Origin of the sequence: Burkholderia seminalis DSM 23518, assembly GCF_902832885.1 — a bacterium.
In the GTDB taxonomy this organism is placed as follows: Bacteria; Pseudomonadota; Gammaproteobacteria; order Burkholderiales; family Burkholderiaceae; genus Burkholderia; species Burkholderia seminalis.
The window spans coordinates 111,564-135,132 of record NZ_CADFDK010000004.1; the positions used below are offsets into that span (position 1 = coordinate 111,564).

Annotated in this window: 23 protein-coding genes and 2 pseudogenes; 18 read left to right on the top strand and 7 right to left on the bottom strand. The window is 67.5% G+C overall.

From position 1 onward, the window contains the following. Positions 1-124 precede the first annotated feature (124 nt). From HWX00_RS14695 to HWX00_RS14750, 12 genes and pseudogenes are all read left to right on the top strand, one after another. Positions 125-1,416: pseudogene (locus HWX00_RS14695) on the top strand (quaternary amine ABC transporter ATP-binding protein); the annotation flags it as partial. After that, positions 1,409-2,305 carry a choline ABC transporter permease subunit gene (gene choW / locus HWX00_RS14700; RefSeq protein ID WP_034186004.1) on the top strand — a complete coding sequence of 299 codons (897 nt, stop codon included), beginning with the start codon at positions 1,409-1,411 and terminating at the stop codon, positions 2,303-2,305. The pseudogene HWX00_RS14695 and the gene choW, both read left to right, overlap by 8 nt. Positions 2,306-2,413: 108 nt before the next feature. Then, positions 2,414-3,412 carry a GlxA family transcriptional regulator gene (locus tag HWX00_RS14705; protein ID WP_034186005.1) on the top strand — a complete coding sequence of 333 codons (999 nt, stop codon included), beginning with the start codon at positions 2,414-2,416 and terminating at the stop codon, positions 3,410-3,412. Positions 3,413-3,522: 110 nt separating this feature from the next. Further along, the gene (locus HWX00_RS14710) at positions 3,523-4,470 is read left to right on the top strand and encodes a choline ABC transporter substrate-binding protein (RefSeq protein WP_034186006.1); all 948 of its coding nucleotides are present in this window, start codon (positions 3,523-3,525) and stop codon (positions 4,468-4,470) included. A gap of 586 nt (positions 4,471-5,056) precedes the next feature. After that, complete coding sequence (locus tag HWX00_RS14715; protein WP_175026727.1) at positions 5,057-6,094, top strand: fimbrial protein; 1,038 nt, start codon at positions 5,057-5,059, stop codon at positions 6,092-6,094. A 64-nt stretch (positions 6,095-6,158) separates the two neighbouring features. Beyond that, the gene (locus HWX00_RS14720) at positions 6,159-6,341 is read left to right on the top strand and encodes a hypothetical protein (RefSeq protein ID WP_049035325.1); all 183 of its coding nucleotides are present in this window, start codon (positions 6,159-6,161) and stop codon (positions 6,339-6,341) included. A 207-nt stretch (positions 6,342-6,548) separates the two neighbouring features. Continuing rightward, positions 6,549-7,751 (top strand): HlyD family secretion protein, encoded by a 1,203-nt coding sequence (locus HWX00_RS14725; RefSeq protein WP_226194129.1) that lies wholly within the window; start codon positions 6,549-6,551, stop codon positions 7,749-7,751. Between the two features lie 3 nt (positions 7,752-7,754). After that, on the top strand, positions 7,755-9,854 hold the full coding sequence (locus HWX00_RS14730) for a peptidase domain-containing ABC transporter (protein ID WP_175026728.1): 2,100 nt from the start codon (positions 7,755-7,757) through the stop codon (positions 9,852-9,854). Further along, positions 9,851-11,158 carry a TolC family outer membrane protein gene (locus HWX00_RS14735; protein ID WP_175026729.1) on the top strand — a complete coding sequence of 436 codons (1,308 nt, stop codon included), beginning with the start codon at positions 9,851-9,853 and terminating at the stop codon, positions 11,156-11,158. Before HWX00_RS14730 ends, HWX00_RS14735 begins: the two co-directional genes overlap by 4 nt. After that, positions 11,148-12,062, top strand: a complete 915-nt coding sequence (locus HWX00_RS14740; protein ID WP_226194125.1) for a hypothetical protein — start codon at positions 11,148-11,150, stop codon at positions 12,060-12,062. The genes HWX00_RS14735 and HWX00_RS14740 overlap by 11 nt, the downstream gene beginning before the upstream one ends. Positions 12,063-12,083: 21 nt before the next feature. Then, positions 12,084-12,182 (top strand): annotated as a pseudogene (locus tag HWX00_RS14745) (glycine/betaine ABC transporter substrate-binding protein); the annotation flags it as partial. A 248-nt stretch (positions 12,183-12,430) separates the two neighbouring features. Then, the gene (locus HWX00_RS14750; protein ID WP_069705524.1) at positions 12,431-13,057 is read left to right on the top strand and encodes a trimeric intracellular cation channel family protein; all 627 of its coding nucleotides are present in this window, start codon (positions 12,431-12,433) and stop codon (positions 13,055-13,057) included. Positions 13,058-13,066: 9 nt separating this feature from the next. Here the strand turns inward: HWX00_RS14750 and HWX00_RS14755 are convergent, their stop codons facing one another. Further along, entirely contained in the window at positions 13,067-13,492 is a 426-nt protein-coding gene (locus HWX00_RS14755; RefSeq protein ID WP_049035329.1) for a PACE efflux transporter, read from the bottom strand. A gap of 147 nt (positions 13,493-13,639) precedes the next feature. On the opposite strand from HWX00_RS14755, the gene HWX00_RS14760 reads away from it, so the two are divergent. Continuing rightward, a complete protein-coding gene (locus tag HWX00_RS14760) occupies positions 13,640-14,584 on the top strand; it encodes a LysR substrate-binding domain-containing protein (protein WP_069705523.1) in 945 nt (314 codons plus the stop codon). On the opposite strand, the gene HWX00_RS14765 is transcribed toward HWX00_RS14760, so the two are convergent. From HWX00_RS14765 to HWX00_RS14775, 3 genes are all read right to left on the bottom strand, one after another. Further along, a complete protein-coding gene (locus HWX00_RS14765) occupies positions 14,571-15,701 on the bottom strand; it encodes a WD40/YVTN/BNR-like repeat-containing protein (RefSeq protein ID WP_175026730.1) in 1,131 nt (376 codons plus the stop codon). The genes HWX00_RS14760 and HWX00_RS14765 overlap by 14 nt on opposite strands. Before the next feature lie 67 nt (positions 15,702-15,768). Then, on the bottom strand, positions 15,769-16,038 hold the full coding sequence (locus HWX00_RS14770) for a MoaD/ThiS family protein (protein ID WP_049035332.1): 270 nt from the start codon (positions 16,036-16,038) through the stop codon (positions 15,769-15,771). Between the two features lie 120 nt (positions 16,039-16,158). Beyond that, complete coding sequence (locus tag HWX00_RS14775) at positions 16,159-16,848, bottom strand: aspartyl/asparaginyl beta-hydroxylase domain-containing protein (protein WP_034186014.1); 690 nt, start codon at positions 16,846-16,848, stop codon at positions 16,159-16,161. Positions 16,849-17,056: 208 nt separating this feature from the next. On the opposite strand from HWX00_RS14775, the gene HWX00_RS14780 reads away from it, so the two are divergent. Beyond that, positions 17,057-17,401 carry a DUF4148 domain-containing protein gene (locus HWX00_RS14780; RefSeq protein WP_049035333.1) on the top strand — a complete coding sequence of 115 codons (345 nt, stop codon included), beginning with the start codon at positions 17,057-17,059 and terminating at the stop codon, positions 17,399-17,401. A gap of 71 nt (positions 17,402-17,472) precedes the next feature. After that, positions 17,473-17,748: a DUF4148 domain-containing protein gene (locus tag HWX00_RS14785; protein ID WP_175026731.1), complete on the top strand. Its 276-nt coding sequence runs from the start codon at positions 17,473-17,475 to the stop codon at positions 17,746-17,748. A 180-nt stretch (positions 17,749-17,928) separates the two neighbouring features. On the opposite strand, the gene HWX00_RS14790 is transcribed toward HWX00_RS14785, so the two are convergent. From HWX00_RS14790 to HWX00_RS14800, 3 genes are all read right to left on the bottom strand, one after another. Beyond that, positions 17,929-18,456: a cytochrome b gene (locus HWX00_RS14790; protein ID WP_034186016.1), complete on the bottom strand. Its 528-nt coding sequence runs from the start codon at positions 18,454-18,456 to the stop codon at positions 17,929-17,931. Between the two features lie 69 nt (positions 18,457-18,525). Continuing rightward, positions 18,526-19,941: an ATP-binding protein gene (locus tag HWX00_RS14795; RefSeq protein WP_059556938.1), complete on the bottom strand. Its 1,416-nt coding sequence runs from the start codon at positions 19,939-19,941 to the stop codon at positions 18,526-18,528. Continuing rightward, a complete protein-coding gene (locus tag HWX00_RS14800; RefSeq protein WP_034186018.1) occupies positions 19,938-20,597 on the bottom strand; it encodes a response regulator in 660 nt (219 codons plus the stop codon). Before HWX00_RS14800 ends, HWX00_RS14795 begins: the two co-directional genes overlap by 4 nt. A 294-nt stretch (positions 20,598-20,891) precedes the next feature. Between HWX00_RS14800 and HWX00_RS14805 the strand changes: the two genes are divergently transcribed. The 3 genes from HWX00_RS14805 to HWX00_RS14815 all read left to right on the top strand — a co-directional run bounded on the left by HWX00_RS14805 (position 20,892) and on the right by HWX00_RS14815 (position 23,559). After that, positions 20,892-21,242, top strand: coding sequence for a hypothetical protein (locus HWX00_RS14805; RefSeq protein WP_049029880.1), 351 nt, complete (start codon positions 20,892-20,894; stop codon positions 21,240-21,242). 62 nt (positions 21,243-21,304) lie between these two features. Beyond that, the gene (gene hpnI / locus HWX00_RS14810) at positions 21,305-22,474 is read left to right on the top strand and encodes a bacteriohopanetetrol glucosamine biosynthesis glycosyltransferase HpnI (RefSeq protein ID WP_080287712.1); all 1,170 of its coding nucleotides are present in this window, start codon (positions 21,305-21,307) and stop codon (positions 22,472-22,474) included. Continuing rightward, positions 22,471-23,559 (top strand): lysylphosphatidylglycerol synthase domain-containing protein, encoded by a 1,089-nt coding sequence (locus tag HWX00_RS14815; RefSeq protein ID WP_175026732.1) that lies wholly within the window; start codon positions 22,471-22,473, stop codon positions 23,557-23,559. Before hpnI ends, HWX00_RS14815 begins: the two co-directional genes overlap by 4 nt. Positions 23,560-23,569 lie beyond the last annotated feature (10 nt).

Below are 23,569 nucleotides of genomic sequence, written 5' to 3' on the forward strand. Positions count from 1 at the left end.
TGCGATGCGTGCCGCGCTGCTGCGCACAAGTCCGGCGGGGGATGCCCGTCGTTGCTGGGTGTGCGCGTATTGCACCGCCGCAATCGGGTGCCGCCGCGCGGCGCGGCCCGCCAGGCGGGGCTGGAGGGTGTGTCGTATTTGCGCAAGCGTTTGTCGTAATTCGTCGGCAGGTCGGGGTTTTTTCTGGCAACTATGTAGGCACGCTATGACAAGCGCGAGTCCCCGCTACACGAGGAGAAGGTTTCGATGGATGCCCCCAAGGTCGTGGTCGAAGGTCTGTGCAAGGTGTTTGGAAGCAACCCGCAGCAGGCGCTCGACATGCTCGCCGCCGGCGCGACGAAAGACGATGTGCTCAAGCGCACCGGTCAGGTCGTCGGCGTGCACAACGTCTCCTTCGATGTGCAGGAAGGCGAAATTTTTGTGCTGATGGGCCTGTCCGGCTCCGGCAAGTCCACGTTGATCCGCCTCGTGAACCGGCTGGTCGATCCAAGCGCCGGCAAGGTGATGATCGACGGGCTCGACGTCGCATCGGCGCGCCGCTCGGCGCTGACCGCGCTGCGCCGCAAGGACATGAGCATGGTGTTCCAGTCGTTCGCGCTGATGCCGCATCGCACCGTGGTGTCGAATGCCGCATTCGGCCTGGAGGTCGCCGGCGTCGGCAAGAAGGAGCGTGAGCGCCGGGCGATGGAAGTGCTCGAGCAGGTCGGCCTCGCGCCGTTCTCGCACAAGCTGCCGTCCGAGCTGTCGGGCGGGATGCAGCAGCGCGTCGGCCTGGCCCGCGCGCTGGCCGTGAACCCGTCGCTGATGATCATGGACGAGGCGTTCTCCGCGCTCGATCCGCTCAAGCGCCGCGAAATGCAGGACGTGTTGCTGCAACTGCAGAAGGAACAGCGCCGCACGATCATGTTCGTGTCGCACGATCTGGAGGAAGCGCTGCGCATCGGCAACCGCATCGCGATCATGGAAGGCGGCCGGCTCGTGCAGGTCGGCACGCCGCAGGACATCATCGCGAACCCGGCCGACGATTACGTCCGCGCGTTCTTCGACGGCATCGACACGAGCCGCTACCTGACGGCCGGCGACCTGATGCAGACGGGCGCCGTGCCGATCGTGTCGAAGTGCGATGCCGCGAACGTCGCGGCGACGCTGAACGGCAGTGCCGACTATGCGTTCGTGCTCGACGCCCAGCGCAAGATCCGCGGCTTCGTCACGCGCGAAGCGATCGGCCAGGACACGCCGTCGGTGCGGCCGATCGAAAGCATCCGGCACGACGCGTCGCTCGAACATGTCGTCGCACGTGTGGTCGCGAGCCCGAATGCGCTGCCCGTCGTGGACGACGACGGCTGCTACTGCGGCTCGGTCGATCGTGCGCTCATCCTGAAAGCCATCACGCGTTCGCGAGGTTCCCATGTCTGAAATGATTCCGCTCGGTACCTGGGTCGACCAGTCCGTTCACTACCTGCTCGACCACGACGCGAAGACGTTCGACGCGATCGGTCAAGCGATCGAGGGGCTCGCCGCATTCGTCGAGCATGGCCTGCAGGCGATCCCGATGTGGCTGATGATGGCGATCTTCATCGGCGTCGGACTGTGGCGGGTGGGCTGGCGCTTCGCGCTGTTCACCACCGCGTCGCTGCTGCTGATCTTTGCCACCGGCTTCTGGGATCAGACCATCATCACGCTCGGCCTCACGCTGTCGTCGACGATCATCAGCCTCGTGCTCGGCATTCCGCTCGGCATCTGGGCCGCGAAGAGCAAGTGGGTCGCCGCGATCGTGCGCCCGATCCTCGACCTGATGCAGACGATGCCGGCCTTCGTCTACCTGATTCCGGCCGCGATGCTGTTCGGTCTCGGTCGCGTGCCGGGGATCCTGTCGACGGTGATCTTCGCGATGCCGCCGGCGGTGCGCCTGACGAGCCTCGGTATCCGCCACGTGAACCGCGAGATCGTCGAAGCCGGCCAGGCCTTCGGTTGCACGCCCTGGCAGCTGCTGTACAAGGTGCAGTTCCCGAACGCGCTGCCGTCGATCATGCAGGGCGTGAACCAGACGATCATGATGGCGCTGTCGATGGTGATCATTGCGTCGATGGTCGGCGCGGGCGGCCTCGGCAACGACGTGCTCGCGAGTATTCAGCGCCTCGACATCGGCCTCGGTTTCGAAAGCGGTCTGTCGGTCGTGCTGCTCGCGATCATTCTCGACCGCATCACCGAAAGCTTCGGCCGTGCGCCGGGCACGGTGAAGGCGCCGCTGTTCGCCGGTCTCAAGCAGCTCTTTCGCGTGAAGACCGCGCCCGCACAGGCCTGATCTCCGGCGGCCGGTACACCCGCCGGCCGCTCACCCTGAACAGATAACGGCTTCCGCGGCCCGAGCCGCGGGGCTGGCCCCCTGCAACCTCCTCGCCAGGAGACCGATGTGACGTCTGCCGTCGCTGTGGCGCCCGCCGCCTGCGTTTCACCGGTTTCGTCCCTCGCCCATTTCGGCTTCCTGACGCTGCCGAACTTCTCGATGATCGCGTTCTCGAGCGCGGTCGAGGTGCTTCGGATGGCGAACTACGTCGGGCGTGCCGACCATTACCAGTGGTCGATCTACTCGCTCGACGGCGCGCCCGCGCATGCCAGCAACGGCATCGCGGTGCGGCCCACGCAGGCGCTCGACTACGAGAACCTGCCCGACGTGATGATCGTGTGCGGCGGCATCCGCATCCGCGACGTGGTCGACGAGGGCGCGCGCGATACGCTCGCGGCGCTTGCCGAGCGCGGGCTGCCGCTCGGCGGCATCTGCACGGGCGCGTACGCGCTGATGTCGAGCGGGCTGCTCGACGGCTATCGCTGCACCGTGCACTGGGAGAACCTGTCCGCGCTGCATTCGGAGTTTCCGCAGGTCGGTTTCGCCGACGAGCTGTTCGTCGTCGACCGCGACCGGCTGACCTGCACGGGCGGCACCGCGCCGCTCGACCTGATGCTGAACCTCGTCGGCATGCGCTTCGGCCAGCAACTGGCCGCGCAGGTGTCCGAGCAGTTCATCCTGGAGCGCATCCGCAGTTCGACCGACACGCAGCCGATTCCGGTCGATGCGCGCGTCGGCTTCTCGCGCGCGGAGCTGATCGAGGTCGTGCGGCTGATGGAGGCGAACATCGAGGAGCCGCTGTCGCTCGAGGAACTCGCGCGGCTCGTGCGGCTGTCGCAGCGGCACCTGCAGCGGATGTTCAAGGTGTACCTGAACGTGTCGCCGACCCACTATTACCTGACGCTGCGCCTGAAGCGCGCGCGCGACCTGCTGCGCACGACCGACGCGTCGATCGCGCGCGTGACGACGGTCTGCGGCTTTCATTCGCCGTGTCATTTCAGCAAGGCCTACCGTGCGCAGTTCGGCCATGCGCCGAGCTACGAGAGACGGTTGCCGGGGCGCTGAACGGCGCCGCCACGCAACATTCGGTCCGCGACGTCGCCGGGATCGCGGCGCGCGGCTTCAATAAACGATCCCGCATTCAAGCAAACGACATCACTTTGAGGAGAAGCAAGATGAAGCGCCTATTGATCGCAGCGGTGTGCGGAATCGGGGTAACCGCGCCGATGTCGGCCGTTTATGCGGCCGATCCGCCCGTATGCAAGAACGTGCGCTTCGCGGATGTCGGCTGGTCCGACATCGCGGCGACCACGGGCCTCGCGTCGACGATGCTGCAGGGCCTCGGCTACAACCCGACGAAGACGATCGCCTCGGTGCCGATCACGTTCGCCGGGATCAAGAGCAAGCAGATCGACGTGTTCCTCGGCTACTGGTCGCCGACGATGGACCCGATCATCCAGCCGTTCACGAAGGCCGGCACGATCAAGGTGCTGTCGACGCCGAACCTGACCGGCGCGAAATACACGCTCGCGGTGCCCGACTACGTGTACCAGGGCGGCCTGAAGTCGTTCGCGGACATCCAGAAGTACGCGGACAAGCTCAACGGCAAGATCTACGGGATCGAGCCGGGCAACGACGGCAACCTGCTGATCAAGAAGATGATCGACGGCAACAAGTTCGGCCTCGGCAAGTTCAAGATGGTCGAGTCGAGCGAGGCCGGTATGCTGGTCGAGGTGAATCGCGCGATCCGCGACAAGCAGTGGATCGTGTTCCTGGGCTGGGAACCGCATCCGATGAACGTGCAGATGAAGATCGACTACCTGAGCGGCGGCGACGACGTGTTCGGCCCGAACTACGGCGAAGCGAAGGTGCTGACGGCCACGCCGCCCGACTATGCGCAGCGCTGCCCGAACGTCGCGAAGTTCGTGTCGAACCTCCAGTTCACGACGACGATCGAGAACCACGTGATGTTGCCGATCATGAACAAGGAAGACCCGAACAAGGCGGCCGCCGAGTACCTGAAGGCGAACCCGCAGGCGCTCGACAAGTGGCTCGCCGGCGTGACGACGCTCGACGGCAAGCCGGGTCTGCCGGCGGTGAAGGCGTATCTCGGCGTGCATTGAAGGTGGTTTGCAGGTTCGGGCTGCAAGCGCCCGCCTCCGGGAAACCGGGGCGGGCGTTTTTTCGCATGCGCGGCACCGTGACGATCCGGTCCCGCGGCGCCGCTTCCCGCGTCCAGTGACGTTTTGCGAAGCGTCCGGTTGACCGTTACCCGCGTCAAAAAATAAAACACGGCAATCCGCCGATCGACGCGTGTTCCGCCCGCGCACTTTGTCGCGATATTTCTGACTTGTCCGATTGGCTTCGACGTAGCCGGGCACGAGAATAACGCCTAGCTCACAAGGCGGACGGCAACATGACTCGGTCGATGCTTGCGGGCGCCTTGTGCAACCGGCCATGTTCCTGTCGAGGATCGGGTAGCGATTTCGTTTGCAGTCGACCGACGAAGATCGGACGGGCCGCATCTTGTCGTGCGTCGGAAAAGACGCGAAACGACATCACACGCTGGGCTGCGGCGAACGACATACATGGTCCCTGAATATCTTGGCGAGGCTGACGTGGCAGTGGCGTCGGCGGCTCGCGGAGTCGATCATGCATCGAAGGGGAATTGCAGTGAACGACGAAAGTCGTGGTAACACGCTGAAGCGTATGTCATTTGTCCCGGCGGCGTGCCGCTGCCTGCCCGGCTTCTGCGCCGGCGTGGCGCTGCTGGTGTTTGCATGCCTGCCGTCGCGAGCGATGGCCGCCTGCGAACTCGGCACGGGCGGCGTCTATCGCGTATCGCTGTCGCTGCCGGCGAGCGTCACGGTGCCGCGCGATGCGCCAGCGGGTACCGTCATCACGAGCGCGCGATACACCTATTCGTTCAATCAGTCGAAGCCGGTCGGCGTCTACTGTACGACGGGGACAACCGTCGAAAACCAGAGCGGATCGGGGGTGCAATCGTCCAACGGCATCATTCCGACAGGTACCCGGGGCATCGGCTACCGGTTGCGCCTCGAAGCGGACGGCTATGCGCCGGACACCGGTTCTTACACCATACCGGTGTCGGTCTTCAATACCGCGTCGCGGTGCGGCTATCCGGCGAGCGGCAAGTGCTACGTCTATCTGGGCACGCCGGTCGTGCTGGAACTCGTCAAGACGAGCGACGTGCCGCCCAACGCGGTGATTGCCGGCGGGCTGCTCTTCACGCAGCGCATCGGCGGTCTGGCCGCGTCGACGGTCACGCTGTCGACGCCGCAGGTGAGCGTCGCATCTCAGAGCTGCACCGTGACGTCGAGCAAAGTGAACGTACGCTTCGGCCGGATCGGCGCGCACATGTTCGGCGGGGTCGGCAGTGCGGCGTCCGCGGTTCCGCTCGGTATCTCGATCGATTGCCGGGGCGTGTCGTCGAGGATTGCGGTGACCTTCACCGACGTCTCGTCGCCGAACAACCGTTCGAATGTGTTGTCGCTGACGAGCGATTCGACCGCGCGCGGCTTCGGCATCCAGATATTGTCCGACGCACGGCCGATCTCGTTCGGCCCCGATTCGTCCGTCGCCGGCAATCCGAACCAGGTCGTGATCGGCACGGTCAGCAACACGATTTACGAAGTGCCGTTCTCGGCGCGCTACATCCGCACGGCGTCGGACATCAAGGCCGGCACGGCCAACGGTCTCGCGACGTTCACGATGTCGTACCAGTGATGTGCCGCGCCCCGTGGCCGCGGCATGGTTGGCCAAATCGCTTTCAACCCAAGGAGCAGGGAAGATGAAAAAAATCGATCGCACGACGCTCGCGCAATCGCAGCTGGCGGGAGGTTGCTGCAAGCGGCGGAGCACGCCGACAAAGAACACACGCTCGGCGCCGCAGCCTACCGCCACGCCGCCCACCACGACGCCGCCGACCACGACGCCGCCCACCGGCGGTGGCGGCGTGACGATTCGGCCGTAGCGCTGATTCCCGGCTGTCGCGAACCGGTCGACGGTTCGCGCAGTTCCGCTGCCACTCCGTCGCCGGCATCACGCCGGCGCGTTCATGCACGGCACGTATGCCGCGTGATGCGTCGCACCGGGTTCCGCCCTGCACGCGGCCTGTCGCCGCGAGTCGGTCGGCAGGCTACCGGGCCGCGCAGACGGCCCGACATCCGGAACATCGAAATTGGATTGGGAAGCTGGAAAACTGCCGCGCTTCGCGGATGTGTCGTGGCGCTGGATCGCATACTGCGCGTCGGCCATCGTCGGCGCGGGCATTGTCTTTGCATGTGTCCAGGAGATCGAACTCAAGCGGGACGTGCCGTGCGAAATCGTGTCGCCGTTCGACGTCCGGATTACGGGTCATGAAGGGCTCGTGACGGCTGTGTACGTGGCGTCGGCCACCCCGGTGCGAAAGGGGCAGCCGCTGTTCCGGCTGGCACGCGACCTGACGTTGTCCGCCGACGGCCGCCCAAGGCCGGTCTTCGACGAAGCGTCGCGCGACAGGCAGACGGCCGCGACGAACGCGCAATTCGACGATCGCATCGCCGCGCTGCAGGCTCGCATGCAGGCGGTCGGGCGCACGGAGGCGGCGCGCACGCGCGAACTCGACGCACTCGGCGATCGGCAGCACCGCTTGCGGCAGATGGCCGACGACGCGCGGCGCAGGCTTGCCCGTGTCGAAGGCGCCGCCGACTACGTCATTGCCGATCGCATCGAGCAGGCACGCATCGAGGTCCGCCAGAACGAAGCGGAGATTGCCCAGGGAGATGCCCGGCATCAGGCGCTGCTTGCCGATCTCGAAACCTTGCGCGGTAGCCGCCGCGAACTCGACGCGCAGGTCCGGGAACTGCATGCGCAGCGCGATCGTGAAGTGCAGGACATTCTGGTGCGTTACGAGGCGGCGCGGCGGGACATCACCGTATCGGCGCCGAACGACGGCATCGTGACGTTTTCGGGCCTCGTGCCGGGGAATGCGCTCGCGTCCGACGACGTCGCGCTCGTGATCTCGACCGGCCCGAAACCGTCGCTGTCCGCCGCACTACGCATTCCGTCGCGGCAACGCGGGTTTGTGCGAGAAGGGCAGACGGTCCGCATCAAACTCGACGCGTTCCCCTATGCCCGCTTCGGCAGTGTCGCCGCGCGCATCGACTCGATTTCCGGCACGACGATGACCGCGGCCACGGCTTCGTCGCCGTCGTCGGCGCCCACCGGCGCGCGACCGACCGATTACATGGCGTGGGCGACGGTGCGCAGCGCGACGTTCGGCTCGCCCCGCGAGCCGCTGCGGATCCTTCCGGGCATGCATGGCACCGCGAGCGTCGTCGTCGAGCGCCGTTCGATCGCCGAGTGGGTATTCGAACCGCTGTTCCAGATGATCCGGAGTTGACGCGTGCGCGTGATTTACCAGAATGAAGTCGCGGACTGCGGATATGCGTGCCTGGCGATGGTGCTGAGCCATCTCGGGCGCGCGACCGAAGTACGCGTGATTGCCGCGCATCGTCCGGTGTCGTCGCACGGGCTGACGCTGATGGACCTTTACGACGTCGCGAACGATTTCGGGCTGGCGGTGCAGGCGTATCGGTTCGACGCCGGCGATCTGGCCGACATCCGGCCCGGCTCGATCATCCATTTCGGCGGCGCGCATTTCGTCGTCTTCGAGCGCGTTCGCCGCGGCCATGTGCAGGTGATCGATCCGGCAGTCGGGCGACGCCGCGTCGCGCTCGACATGTTCCTGTCGAGCGTGTCCGGCTACTTGCTCGAATGTGCGCCGACGCCGGGCTTGCCGCGCATTCGCGCACGTTCGCGCGTGCCGGCCGCGCTCGAGCGCGTGAGGGCGCTGAACCCGCAGTTGCGCGGGCAAATCGGCAAACTCCTGTTCGTTGCGCTTGGAAGCCAGTGCGCGATCCTGGCCATGCCGTATTTCGGCAACCTGGTGCTCGACCAGATCGTGACCAGCGACAACCGGAATCTGCTGCGGATTCTCACGCTGACATTCGCGAGCATTTTCGCGATCGGGACGTTCAGCCGCTTCGTGGAGTCGTATCTGACCGCGCTGGTTCATACGCTCGTCAACGTGAACATGACCGAAGGGCTGATCGGGCAATTGCTGCGCCACCCGATTCCGTATTTCGAGAAGCGCAACGTCGGCGACCTGTTCGCGCGCGTCAAGTCACAGGATGAAATCAACGAATTCGCAGTGCGCACCGCGATCTCGCTGCGGATCGATCTCGCGGTCGGCGGCATCGCGGTGCTGCTGATGCTCGCGCAGAGCCCGCTGCTGGCCGGCGTCGCGCTTGGCATATTCGCAACGTATGTCGGCGCGGCATTCGCGCTGTATCGGCCGATGCGTGATGCGCACATGCTGGTGCTCGAACGGACGGCCGAATGCGAGGACTTGCTGTTCGAGACGATCCGGGGAGCTCCGGTGATCAAGCTCGCGTCGGGCGAAGTGCGGCGCACGGCGATTTGCATGGCGAAATTCAAGGCGTGCGCGGCGACGATGCTGCAGAGCGCGAAGCTCACGGCCTGGCGCGACGCAGTGTTGAAATTCGTCGACTATGCGGACGTCGTCGCGATTACCTGGCTGTCGGCCGGACTGATGCTCGACGGCAAGATTTCGGTCGGCGTGTTCTATTCGTTCATGATCTACAAGTCGCTCGCGTCGGAGCGGCTCGCGCAGGCGATCAACGCGCTGTTCGCGCGCCTGATGCTGACGGTGCCGGTCGCCCGGGTCGCCGATATCGTCGACGGCGAGCCGGAGCGCTATACGCCGCTGGAGCAGATCGGCCGCGCGGCCGAGACGCGGTGCTTCGAATCGATCGAGATGAGCAATGTTTCGTTTGCATATGGGGCGTCGGACCGTCGCGTGTTGACTGGCGTGAGTCTCGATATCCGTCGCGGCGACCGCATCGCGATCGTGGGGCCGTCCGGATGCGGGAAGTCGACGGTCTTCAAGCTGCTGTGCGCGGCCGAACACGCGCAGCATGGCGACGTATGGCTGAACGGCGTGCGCTACGCGAATCTCGAGGTCGACGAGATTCGCCGTCACATGACGCAGATGCGGCAGGGCGACTTGATCCTGCGCGGATCGATCGCCGACAACGTGTCGCTGTTCAGCGCAAATGCCGACCCTGCGCGCATCAACCGTCTGCTCGACGAGGTCGGCCTGCTGGACGACGTGATGCGCTTGCCGATGCGCACGCGCACGATCATCAGCGATTCGATCGCGAACATCTCGGCGGGGCAGCGGCAGCGCCTGCTGCTCGCGCGCGCACTGTATCAGCCGGCCGAGCTGATGCTGCTCGACGAGCCGACGTCGAACCTCGACGCGGTGTCCGTTCAGCGTATCGCGGCGTTGTTGCAGCGTATCGATCGAACGGTCGTCGTGATCACCCACGATCGCTCGCTCGCCGCCACGTTCGAGCGCTGCTATGAACTCGTGGATGGTGTGCTAGTGCCGGGCGTGGCCAATCGCGCGGGGGCGGCATGACGATCGGACGGATCCTGCTCGCGGCGGCGCTCGCTTGCGTGTCGCAGCACGCGCTTGCGGATGACCTGATGTCGGTCGTGACCAGCGCGCTCGATTACGACGCGGAACTCGCCGGCGTGCGCTCGGATGTCGAAGTCGGCCGTCTCGGTGTGCCGCGCGCGCGCGCCGCGCTGTTGCCGCGGATCGATGCGGGCTGGGGACGCACGTACAACCGGATCGCGACGCGGGACGTTCCGTCGATGCATTACTGGCAGAACGGCTGGACGGTATCGTTGACGCAGCCGCTGTTCGACTGGGAACGCTGGATCGCCTATCGGCAGGCGGGAACGGCGGCCGCCAAGGCGGAACTGACCTATGCGCGTGCGCAGCAGGCGCTGATGCTGCGCGCCGGGCGTGCGTATTTCGACGTTCTGGCGGCGACCGACGAATTGATGCGCGCGACGGAGTATGTGGCGGCGGTTGCCGAACAGCACGAGATCACCGTGCACCGACGGGCGGCCGGAGAGGCGACGCTGATCGACGTACGCGAGGCGCAAGCGCAGCTCGATGCGGCGCGGCTGCAGCAGATCGACGCGCGGCAGGCCGTCGATTCGCGCCGCCGGATTGTCGAAACGCTGATCGGCCGGCCACTCGGCCCGTTCGCGCGCGTGCCGGACGAAACGCCCGCGTTGCTGCTCGATCCGGACGACGCCGGGTATTGGGTTGCCCAAGCGGAGCAGAAGGGCTATCCGGTCCAGATCGGCGAACTCGCCGTGCGCGACGCGCGGGATGAGGCTCGCCGAGTACGCGCGCAACGGTATCCCGTCGTGAATCTGACGGGCAGCCACACGCCGGCGGGTGCGGCATCGGGTTTCGCGCAGCCGACGACCACGACGACCGCGATGGTGACGATATCGATCCCGCTGCTGACGGGCGGTGACATCCAGGCGCGCCTCGGGCAAGCGCTGGCGGGTGAGGACAAGGCGCGCAGCGCGCTGCAGGCAGCCACCCGGCAGGCGGGGGCCGACACGCTCGACGCCTTCCAGCGGCTGCACTGGGCACGCGAGCGCGGCGAACTCCTTGGCCGCCTCGTGCGGGCCAACGAGCGAACGCTCGACGCGACGCGGATCGGCTACCGGGTCGGCAGTCGTTCCAACCTCGATGTGCTGCGCGCGAGCGAGGCACTTTTTGCGAGCCGCAAGGCGCGGCTGGGTGCGCACTACGACATGCTTGCCGCGTACCTCGCGTTGAAATCCGGTGTCGCGTCGCTGGATTTCGACGACGTCGCGCGGATCAACGGATGGTTGACCAACGATGGCCGATAAGCGGCAGCGACGCCTCGGTTGGCGCGATCGATGGCTGCTGCGCCTGTCGGGCCGCGGGCTCGAGCGGTTGGCGCTGGCTGTGTGGGTCTTGCGGAGTCTCGGCAGCCCACGCACCCGCTGGGCGGGCCGGTTGCGCTACGAGTGGGGGCGCGACCACGTCGCGCTCACCCGTGCGCACATCTGGCGGACGATGGCGGCAGGCGAATTCGAGCGCCTGATGGATCGGCGCCTGCATGCCGAACGCGCTGCCGGCCGCGATGTCGAATGGCCGGGCCTCGAAGCGGCCACGCAAGCGCTGGCTCGAGCGATCGCCCGGATTCGCGACGAATCGGGCGGCCGTCCCGTGATCGTGTCGCCGTTTCATTACGTGTCGCAGTTTGCGAACGTGATCGTGATCGATGCGTTGCGCGACGCGCTGCAATTGTCCGAGATCGCAGTCGTATCGGGCATCGCGCGGGATACGTATGGCGGTTTCGAGTCGACGCTGATGCCGAACGTGCGCGTGTTGCACACCTACGACGAAGTCAATCGCAATGCGCTCGGGCTGCGCGTCTTGCACGCGCTGCGACGAAACGGCGTTGCCGTGGTGTTCGCCGATGCGCCGCCGTACCTGATGCAGCGCTTTCCGATGGAGACGATCGAGGTCGCGATGTTTGGGCGGCCGGCGCGGATTCACCGTGGCGTGTTCAGGATCGGCGCGCGCGCCGGTGCGGTGCTGGTGCCGTTCCATCTCGAATTTGCGGCTGGCCGGTTCGACCACCGGATCTTCCCCCCGATTGATCTCGAGCAGGCCGACGCGCCGCAACGCGTGTCGGATTGCATCGAGCGCGCGTGTATCGATGCGTATCCGGACTGGATTCTGGCCGGGCATCCGTCGCAATACGGGTTCGCGCCGCTCAGGTAGGGCGTCGTCGCCGTCTACTCGAGCAAGGCCGCCGCCGCATGGCTGAAGGCGAACCCGCAAGCGCTCGGCAAGTGGCTCGCGGGCGTGACGGCGCTCGACGGCAAGCCGGGTCTGCCTGCCGAAGGCGTAGCTCGGCGTGCCTTGAGCATGACGCGTCGGGCTTTTTGCTGCCCGCGCCGCGAGCCGCCAGACGGTTGCCCGACGATGCGCTAGACTGCTCGATCCCCGATCGAGGAGACGGCAATGATCCGTACTGCGCCTGATGCATCCGGATGGCAATACGCGGCCGGCACACGGCCGAACGGCGCGGCCGCTTCGGGCGACACACGCTGCAACCGGACGATGCAGCGCTTCGGCCATTCATTCGCATGAAGCGCATCGAGCACATCGTGCTCGCCGCCGACCTCGCGGGCACGGCGGTGTTTGCGATCGAGGGCGCCAATGCGGCGATCGGCGCGGGACTCGACCTGTTCGGCGTGATGGTGCTGTCGCTCGTCGTCGCGCTCGGCGGCGGCGTGATCCGCGACCTGCTGATCGGCGCACGGCCGCCCAGCGCCGTCAGCGACTGGCGCTATCCGGCCCTCGCGTTCGCGTCCGGGCTGGTCGCGTTCGTCTTTCATGCGCGGGTCGCCGCGTTCTCGCCGTCGCTCCTCACGACGCTCGATGCGGCCGGCCTGGCGTTGTTCGCGGTCGCGGGCGCGGTGAAGGCGCTCGAATTCCGCGTCCATCCGTTCATCGCGACGCTGATGGGCGCCGTGACCGGATGCGGGGGCGGTGTCGTACGCGATGTGCTGCTCGCGCGGATACCGGTCGTACTGGTTACGGATATCTATGCGAGCGCGGCGCTGCTCGGCGCGGTCGTCGTCGTGTCGTGCAGGCGACTCGGGTGTCCGCCCGTCGTGGCGGCCGTGCTCGGCGGCCTTGGCTGTTTCGCGCTGCGGATGGCGGCGGTGCGCTTCGGCTGGCAACTGCCGAAAATCGCGGCCGGTGCGTAAGCGTCCGGCTCACGACGCCTTCGTCGCCGCCGGCACGTCGAACACGCGATCGAACGCCCACTGGAACACGAACGCGTAGCAGAAGAAGAACGCGAACAACCCGATATCGACGACGAACGCGTCGAACCACGAGATGTCGAGCCACCACGACACGACCGGCACGAGCATGAAGATGAGCCCGCCTTCGAATCCGGTCGCATGCAGGAGCCGCCGCCCGAGCGTACGCGACGGCTGTCGGCGCGACGCTTCCCAGCGCTCGAACAGCGCATTGAAGATCATGTTCCACAGCAGCGCGATCGCCGACATCGTCGCCGACAGCGCGCCCGAATAGACGAGGTCCTGCCTGAAGATCGCGGCGATCGCGGGCGAGATGCAGGAGATGGCGATCGCTTCGTAGAGCACCGCCTGCGTGATTCTGCGCGGTAGGCCTTGCACGGTGTTTCTCCGGTTGGACGGTAATCGTCGGGGCGGTGTGCCGCGACGTCCCGCAAGGCTAGCCGCGTTGCACACCCGCTTCAATTCACCTAATCTCACCCGGATTGAATCGAATTCAACCCGGCCGTATCCGGCCCGCGAGGCCCCGTGTTCTCGAAAATCCCCCTGACCGCATTGCGTGTATTCGAGTCGTCGGCGCGGCTCGGCACGTTCAAGGCCGCCGCGGACGAACTGTCCGTGACGCCGGCCGCCGTGTCGCATCAGATCAAGTCGCTCGAAAGCCGGCTCGGCGTGCTGCTGTTCGAGCGCGGCGCGAGCGGCGTACGGCTGACGGAGGAAGGCGCGCAACTGTTTCGCGCGAGCCACGATGCGTTGCTCGCGCTCAGCCGCGGGCTGGATGCGTTGCGGCCCGATACCGCCGGCGAGCGCCCGCTCGTGCTGACCACCACGCCCGCCTTCGCGGCGATGTGGCTGATCCCGCGTCTCGGCGCGTTTCGCCGCATCGATCCGCACCTGCACATCAAGGTCGAGACCGGCAACACGCTCGTCGATCTCGAACGCGAGGCGCGGATCGATCTGGCGATTCGCGCGACGTCGCGCACGTTTCCCGCGCTGCACGAGATCGCGTTGATCGACGAGTATTTCGGCGCGTTTGCGGCCACCGGCTTCGATGCGCATCGCACCGACGAGCCGCTCGACTTGATCGAGACCGTGTGGGATACCCCGCTGCCCGTGTCGGTCGACTGGGCGTCGTGGTGTCGCGCGGCCGGCCGCGAAACGTGGCTCGAACGCGCGGTGTTTCGCCATTACGACGACGAGCATTACGCGTTGCAGGCCGTGCTGCACGGGCAGGGTGTCGCGTTGCTGAGTTCGGTGCTGGCCGCCGAGCACGTCGAGCGCGGTGCGCTGATGCCGATCGAGCCTTCGGTGCGGCTCGACGGCGCGCGTTTCGTCGCACTGTGCCGCCCCGGGCGCGAGCGCGAGCCGCAGATCGCTCGGTTTCTCGACTGGCTCGACGCGGAAATCGCGCAGACGCGCGCGGCGGTCGCGCGGATGGCGCCCGGCGACCGTCGCGTCGTTACCCGAAGCTGACGCAATAGACCGGCGGCAAATGCGCGGATACCTGGCGCCAGTGGTCGCCGCCGTCGGCGGAGGTCCATAACCCGCCGGTCGTCGACGCCATCGCGAGGCGCATGCCGGTATCGTCCACCGCGAGCCCGTGCCGGTACACGAGGTCGTAGGCCGGCGCGGCCGGCAATCCGTTCGAGAGGCTTTCGAAACTTTGCCCGCCGTCGCGCGTGCGCGTGACGACGAGCCGGCCGTTCACCGGAATGCGGCACGCACCCTTCACGGCCGGCACGAACCACGCGGTGTCCGGTTCGCGCGGATGCACGGCCACCGCGAAGCCGAAGCTCGACGGTTGCGCGTCGATTCGCCGCCAGTGCTCGGCGCCGTCGGTCGAGCGGAAGATCGCGCAGTGGTGCTGTGTCCACAGCACGTCCGGATCGGCCGCGCATTGCACGACGCGGTGCGGATCCTGCGCGTTCGGCTCGCCGCGCCGCTCGGGCGGCATGTAGTCGGCTTCCATGCCTTGCGCGGTCACGCGCCACGTCGCGCCGCCGTCCGCGGTCTGCCAGACGCCGCCGCACGAGATGCCGACCGTCACGTGCCGGCTGTCGCGCGGATCGACCATCACCGAGTGGATGCCCGGCGCATCGTACCCGCCGCCGCCCCATTCGGCGCGCTCGGGGCGATCCCACAGCGCGCGGTTGAGTACCCACGAATCGCCGTGGTCGTCGGAGCGGAACAGCCCGCCGGGAATCGTGCCGGCCCACAGCACGCCCGGCTCGTCCGCGCCGCCGGCTTCGAGCGACCAGATCTGCTGAAGCGTCCACGGCGGCTGCGGCGTGCCGGACGGCTCGTCGTCCGCGTCGCCGGTGCCGGTGGGCACGGCGTCGGCCGGTCGCGGCGGGTAGACGGGGACCGCGCATTCTTCCCAGTCGGCGGCGCCGGCGCGCAGCCGATGCAGCTTCACGCCGAAGTGGCCGAGGTTGAGCGCCGCATACAGCGTGCCGTCGCGCGGGTCGGCGAGCACCATGCTGACGGGTTCGCCGATGAAGTGCGGTTCGCCGGGCGTCCAGCCGCCGCCCCCGTCGGGATGCAGGATGAACAGGCCCTTGCGGGTGGCGACGAGCAGTCGATCGTTCATGTGCGATGTCTCCTGAGCGGGCGGCCCGGCGTTCGGGCGCCGGGTCCGGTTCGATGCATCCGTCCCTTTATCCGCCCGTCAGCGCCTGGACGACATACACGCGGCTGGCGTCGTCGAGCACATCGGACAGGCGCTGCCGGTCGCGTATCGGCTGGCCGTCGATGAACACCGACAGATGCTTTCGCAGCGCACCCTGGTCGTCGAGGATGTAGCCGCGCAGCCGCGGCTGCTCGCTGAAAACGGTGTCGAACGCTTCGCCGACCGTGCGCGCGTCGAGGTCGCGTTCGGGCGTTTCGATATGCCGCTGGATCGACGCGGCGAAGAAGAGGTGCGCCATGGCGGTGGCTGTCAGGAGCCGTGCGGAAGGGACGGTCTGTAGTGTAGGCGATCCGCAGGAAGCCGAAAGTCGGGGGAGGGGGCGCTGCGCCGGCATGCGCGCGCCGCTTGCGCGCTGGAACTAGACCGGAATCGACCGCCCGCGGATCCGGATCCCGAGCCGCACGACGCCGATCACCGCATTCGACAGCCACGTGAGCAGGCGCGGCATGCCGCGCCGGCGGATGTCGAGCAGCAGCACGATGCGCACTGCCTCGCTGTCGTTCCACACCTCGTGCGTGAACGTGTCGTCCCACAGCAGGAAGCGGCCTTCGTCGAGCCGGTATTCGCGACCGTCGACCTTCAGCACCGCGGCCGGCGAGCCGTCCGCGCGCTTCGGCATCGACAGCACGAGATAGCCGCGCAGGATGCCGCGAAACGGCCCGCGATGCGGCGGGATGTGCTTGCCGGGCGCGAGGAACGACAGTGACGCCGACAGCACGTCCGGCGAGGCCGCGACGATCGATGCGATGGTCGGGCAGCGCGCCAGGTTGCGCGGGAATCGCTGGCCGTACGCCTGCATGATGAACATCCGCCAGTCGCGTGCGTCGTTGGCCGAGATGTCGTACTGCTCGCGCATGATTTCGTGAAAGCGCGGGATGCGCGGCATGTCGCGCGCGACGGCGAGCGCTTCGGCCCGGATCGCGGGCCATGCGCGCACGAAACGTTCGGCGTCCGGGAACGTGGCCGTGTCGAGCACCGCGCCGCCATCGAGATGGCGGTCGTACAGGGTGCGCAGCAGGCCGGCTGCATAGTCGTAAGCGACGGACATGGTCGATCGGGGTGCGATCCGCAGAAGGTGACGTCAGTCTGCCCGATCCGCAACGGGCGCTGCGTTACGTCAGGTTACGCCGGCTGACGAATGAATGACAGTTTGACGGACGCCCGTCGCGCGGATCGACCGGCAGGGAATAAACGCAGCCCGGCCGTCGTCATACGGGTGTAGCACGTCGTCTCGTTGACTTCTGAAGGAGTGAAACATGAATACGCATTGGCTGGTGGCCGCCACGGTGGTGGCGATGTCCGTCGCGGGTGTCGCGACGCAAGCGTCGGCACAGGCGCTGACGCGCGCGCAGGTCACGCAACAACTGATCGACGCGGAACACAACGGGTTGCGCTTCGTGACCGACACGTCGTATCCGGACGTGAGCCCGCTGTTCCGGCAACAGGCCGAACGGATGCCGCAGCGCCAGGCGAGCACCGCGATCGGCGGCGATCCGGCCGTGTCGTCCGAAGCCGGCAGGCCGGCGACGATGCCGTCGCATCCGCGCGCGGCCGCATGCGTCGGCCCCGCGAGTTTCTGCACGATCTATTTCGGCAGCTGACGTACCGGCCTGCCTCCGCAGGTCACGCATTCCCCGCGGTTGATCGATACGCAACATCGAAGGAGTTCATGATGAGAACATATATCGCACTACTGACGATGATCGGCGCGATCGTCGGTCAGTCGGCATTCGCGCAAGCGGCCGCGCCGCTGACGCGCGCGCAGGTTCGCGACGAACTGATGCGTCTGGAAGCGGCCGGGTACGACCCGGCGAAGGGCGACGACGGCGAGTATCCGGCGGACATCCAGGCCGCGGAGGCGAAGCTCGCCGAGCAGGATCGCGCGCGAATGGCGGCGTCCGCCGCGCATGCGCCGGCTCCCGGCATGCCGGTGCAAACCAGCAATTAGGTGCCGACGTGATCGTGTGTGAGGTCCGGCCGTCGTGTTCACGGGGCGGCAAGCCGCATGCCCTTCTGCGCGCCACGCGACGTGGCCGAAGGGCGCCGGTTGTCGTGCCGCCGATTGCACGCCGCTTCGCGCGGCGTCGCGATCAGCGGGTCGACCGGCTCCGATGAGCCGGCAGGTCGATCACCAGGGCATCATGCGCTGCACGACCTGGTCGCGCAGCACGAAGCGGTGCAACAGCGCGGCCGCCACGTGCAGGCAGATGCCGGCGAACAATACCCACGCGAGGACGCCGTGCACGTCGCCCATCGCGTGCCCGAATCCGGAGCCGGCCGCCGACAGCGCCGGCAACGGAATGACGCCGACCAGCGTCACGGCCCACGCGCGCGACGACGCGTTGATCCAGCCGAGCAGCGGCACCGCGATCAGCAGCGCGTAGAGCGCGCCATGCGTGGCGCCCGACAGCACGCGCATCGCGGGCGACAGGTCGCTGGCAGGCGGTCGATGCGTCGCGCGCCACAGCACGCGGCACGCCATCGCCGCGAGCAGTGCCGTGCCGACGATCAGGTGCGCGGCGATCAGGCCGACCGGTTGCGTGTCGCGATGCACGTCGGGCATCGTCCAGCCGATCGCGTATTGCGCGACGATCAGCGCCACGATCAGCCAGTGAAGAAAACGGGCGACGGCGTCATAACGGGCGGGTGCGGACATGGAGACTCCGGACGGATGAAAGGGGACACGGTTTTGGGGGGATTCTACGGTCGAATCCTTAACGAAACGTTAAGCACGCGGCGTCGATCCGTCCGCATCCGCCGACGGCAGCGCGATCGCCACGCCGAGGCCCTGCCCGCCGATGCCGGACTCGAACTGCACGGTGCCGCCGAAATACTGCGCGATGCGGGTGACGATCGACAGCCCGAGCCCGCTGCCGGGCGACTGCGCACCGCTGCCGCGATAGAAACGGTCGCCAAGCCGTTCGTGCTCGCCGGGCGCGACACCGGGCCCGTCGTCGCGCACGACGATGCGTTGCCATGCGCCGTCGTCGTACACGCCGATGTCGATGCGCCCGCCACGGCGGCCGTACTTGACGGCGTTGTCGACGAGATTGTCGAGCAGGATGCCGATCAGGATCGGATCGGCACCGATTGCGCGCGTGGAGAGGCCGCCGGCCGCGATGGCGATGTCCTTGTCGGCGGCCTTCGCCAGATGGCGGTCGATGGCGGCGTCGACGAGTTCGCGCACGACGACCGCGCGCGTCGGAATGCGTTCGTACTCGTCGAGCCGGGCGAGCAGCAGCAACTGCTCGGCGAGCCGCGCGCTGCGGTCGACGCCTTGCACGACGCGCTGCATCGCCAGCTGCTTGTGCGCCGGATCGTCGGTCGCGATCGCCACCTGCGCCTGCACCTTGATCGCGGCGAGCGGCGTCTTCAGTTCGTGCGCGGCGTCGGACGTGAACGCGCGCTCGCGCACGATCGATTGTCGCAGCCTCGCCATCAGGCGGTCGATCGCGTCGACCAGCGTGCGCACTTCGTCCGGCACGGTCGCGATGCCGAGCGGTTCGAGCGAGCGCGCATCGCGCGCGCCGATCAGCGCGGACAGGGTCTTCAACGGCGCGAGGCTGCGGGCGATCGTGACCCAGAGCAGCAGCGCGAGCACCGGCAACGCGACGATCAACGGCAGGACGATGCCGCGCGCGATGCCGGTCGCCAGGTCGCTGCGCGTATTGACGGTCTCCATCACGCGCACGCGGCGCCCCGACGTGCTGTCGCGCAGTGCGTACGTGCGCCACGGCGTATCGCCGATGACGATCGTCCGCGGCGCACCGAGCGGGTCGCGCGCATCGGGCAACGCTGCCGCGGTCGCGGGCAGGCTCGACGCAACGACGTTGCCTTGCGCGTCGCGCACGTCGAACAGCACGTCGCGCGGCAAGCGATCGCCGTCGTTGGCGGCGCCGTGCGCCGACGCGCCGAACGCGAGTTCGACCCGTGCGTCGGGCGGCACGCGGGCGAGGCGGTCGAGGTCGGCCGGCGCGAGATTGACCAGCAGCGACGCGTATTCGGCGAGACGGGCGTCTTCCCATTCGCCGATCTCGCGCGTCGCGTAGTGGATGCTGCCGAACACGGCGACGAGCCAGACGACGGTCACGCAGCCGATCGCCATCAGCGACACGCGGCGTCGTATCGAGCGCGCGATCATCGGAGGTCGACGACGTAGCCGATGCCGCGGACGGTGCGGATCAGTTCCGCGCCGAGCTTCTTGCGCAGGTTCGAAACATGAACCTCGATCGCATTGCTTTCGATGCCTTCCTGCCAGCCGTACAGGCTGTCCTCGAGGTGCGCGCGCGACTGCGGAACGCCCGGGTGACTGACGAGCTGAACGAGGATCGCCCACTCGCGCGACGTGAGCGCGATGCGCGCCGCATCGCGCGTCACCGTATGCGCGGTCAGGTCGATCGTGATGTCGCGCCACACGATTTCATCGCCGGCCCGGCCCTGCGAGCGTCGCACGAGCGCGCGGCAGCGGGCGAGCACTTCGGACAGCTCGAACGGCTTCGCGAGATAGTCGTCCGCGCCGTCGTCGAGGCCGCGCACGCGGTCGGCCACGGTGCCGCGCGCGGTCAGCACCAGCACGGGGACCGTCTCGCCCGCCTCGCGCAGCGCGCGCAGCAGTTCCGTTCCCGATTTGCCGGGCAGGCCGAGATCGAGCACGACGAGCGCGAAGCGCGTCGTCGCGAGTGCGGTGGCGGCGGCATGACCGTCGCGCAACCAGTCGACGTGATAGCCGGCCTGGCTGAGGCTGATCTCGAGGCCGCTGCCGATCAGGTCGTCGTCTTCAACAAGGAGGAGTCGCATGGTCGATTCGTGTACGGACATGCGCGATTGTACGAGCCTGACCACGCGCGCCGTGCAACGGAATGTAATCGGACCCCGTGCGAATGTCGCGCGATTCTGAAGAACGCTTAAGGTTTGGCGCCGTTAATCCCGCTACCATCGGCCACGACATTTCTCGGGCGGTTCTCCGTTTCCCCAGATCCCGAACCGGGCGGGTGCGTGCGGCGCGAGCCGGACGCACCCGCCCGTCAATCCGCGATCCTTTCGATCGACCTACGGTCGATGCGTGTCGCCCGTACGGGAGGTTCAATCCTGATGGCATCCTCGACGATCGAGCGATGGCGTGCCTACCTGCTGATCGCCGCACTGGCCGGCATGTTCATCCAGTGTTTCGTGCTGGTCTCGTTGCTTGCATGGCGCGTACCGGAAGCGTTTTTTACCACGATGACGTTTCGCCTCTCGATCGTCGTGGCGCTCGCCGCCGCCATTCTTTCGGTTCGCAAGCTTGCCGGCGCGGCGTTCAGGTCCGCGCTGGCATGTGGCGATGTGCGCATGACCGGTATCGATCGCCGCACGGTAGTTGTGTCATCTGATTGCGCGTACCGTCGCTGGGTCGTCCTTCATATCCGGCTCAACGGGAACCGATACGGCGGCGTGCACGGGTGAGCCCGCGTGCGCGCCGCCGTTCCCGGGCGTCGCGGTCGTACGGGTCACCACTGGGGAGAAGCATGATTCTGCTGCATGTGCTGCACGCGCTGGCCGGGGCAATGTCGATCGTCTGCGGGCTGGGCGTGGTGCTGGGCATTGCGTATACGATCACGGCCAGCGTGCTGGTCGGCCGGTTCTTTTCCCGGGCGGCGGCGGAGCCGCGCGCGTATCCGGGCGTCACCGTCGCGAAGCCGCTGCACGGCGACGAATGGAATCTCGTCCAGCATCTCGAAAGCGGCTTCGTGCAGAATTATCCGGGACCCATCCAGCACCTGTTCGGCGTGCACGATGCCGGCGACGCGGCACTCGCGGCCGTCGAGACGCTGCGCGCACGCTACCCGGACGCGAACATCAAGGTCGTCGCCGATGCGCGGCTGTACGGGCCGAACCGCAAGATCGCCAATCTCGTGAACATGCTCGAACATGCGGAGCATGCGGTGCTCTGTCTCGCCGATAGCGACGTGGTGGTCGAGCGCGATTATCTGCGCGCCGTCGTCGGCGCGCTACAGCAGCCGGATGTCGGCATCGTGACGAGCGTGTATCGCGGCGTCGCGTCGCCGGGCTTCTGGCCCGGCGTCGCCGTCGCGATGACGAACTACCATTTCCTGCCGGGCGTGATCACCGGGCTCGTCATCGGGCGCGCGCGGCCGTGCTTCGGGCAGACGATTGCGATCACGCGCGAGACGCTTGAACGCATCGGCGGGCTGGCGCGTTTCGCGCATCACCTGGCGGAAGATCACGCACTCGGCGAGGCGGTGCGGCAGGCGGGCGCGCAGGTCGTCATTCCGCCGTTCGTCGTCGGGCACGCGTGTGTCGAGGAGACGTTCGCGCGGTTGTACGCACACGAGTTGCGCTGGAGCTGCACGATTCGCGCGGCCGACCGACTCGGTCATGCGGGGTCGGTGCTGATGCACCCGCTGCCGCTCGCGCTGCTGGCGCTGCTGTTTTCGGGCGGCGCGGCCGCCGCATGCGCGCTGACGATCGCGGCACTCGCCGCGCGGGTGCTGCTGATGGTGAAGACAAGCCGCGCGACCGGCGCGGGCCTGCGCGGCGCGTTCCAGCTGCCGTTCGTCGATCTGCTCCAGTTCGTCGTGTTCGTATCGAGCTTCTTTTCGTCGCATGTCGTGTGGCGCGGCACGCGCTTTCGCGTCGACCGGGAAGGCCTGCTGTCGCCGGCCGCTGAATCGTGACCACCGGCACCAACACCGACGCCGCCCGTGCGGAACCGGGCGCCGCGCGCGGCGACGCCCGGCTGCGGCAGGCGGGGCGCGCGGCCGCGCTCGGCGGGCTGGCGCTCGCGGTGTGGCTGATCTGGCGCGAACATCCGCTCGATATCCTGCATCGCCTGCGGATCGCCGGCGCGGGGCTGCTGGTCGCCGCGCTCGCGCACATCCTGCCGATGCTCGCGAATGCGTGGGACTGGCGGATGCTGATCCGCGGCCCGCGCCGGCCGTCGTTCATGACGATGCTGAAGCTCGTGTGGATCCGCGAATCGGTCAACGGGTTGCTGCCGGTCGCGCGCATCGGCGGCGAGATCGTGTCGTTCGGCCTGCTGCGGCAGGCGGGCGTGCGTCCGGCGACCGTCGTGGCGAGCCTCGTCGCCGACATGCAGCTGACGCTGATCAGTCAGCTGGTCTTCGCGCTGGTCGCGATCGGCTACGTGCTCGAACGCGTGTCGTCCGATGCCGCGCGGGTGGCCGCGCACCTCGCGATCGGGATGGCCGCGCTGGTGCCGGTGCTGCTGCTGTTCGCGCTGGTGCAGCATGCGCGGCCGTTCGAGCGCGCGATGCGCGTACTCAACCGTGTCACGAGCGGCAAGGTGGTGGCGCTGGTCGGCGAATCGGCGCGGACCGATCAGTCGATCCGGTTGATCTGGAGAAAGACGGGCGTCGTCGTGCGCTACCTGGCGATCTGGCAGACGCTGCAGTTCGCGGGTTACACGCTGGAAATCTGGCTGGCGCTGTATTTCCTCGGCGCCGATCCGACGTTTGCGCAGGCGCTCGCGATCGAGGCGCTGATCCAGCTGGTGAGCAGCATCGCGTTCCTGATGCCGGGCGGCCTGGGGGTGCAGGAGGGCGGGTTCGTGTTGATCGGCGGGCTGCTCGGGTTCGACCCGCCGACCTGCCTGGCGCTGGCCGGCGCCCGCCGCGTGCGCGACTTGCTGTTCTATCTGCCGGGCCTGCTGGCGTGGCAATGGGCGGCCGGTTCGTCGAACCGGCCGGGCGGCACGACACCCGCGTCTTTGCCCGCCGGAGAATCCGCCCGGCCGCGCTGACCCGGCCGCA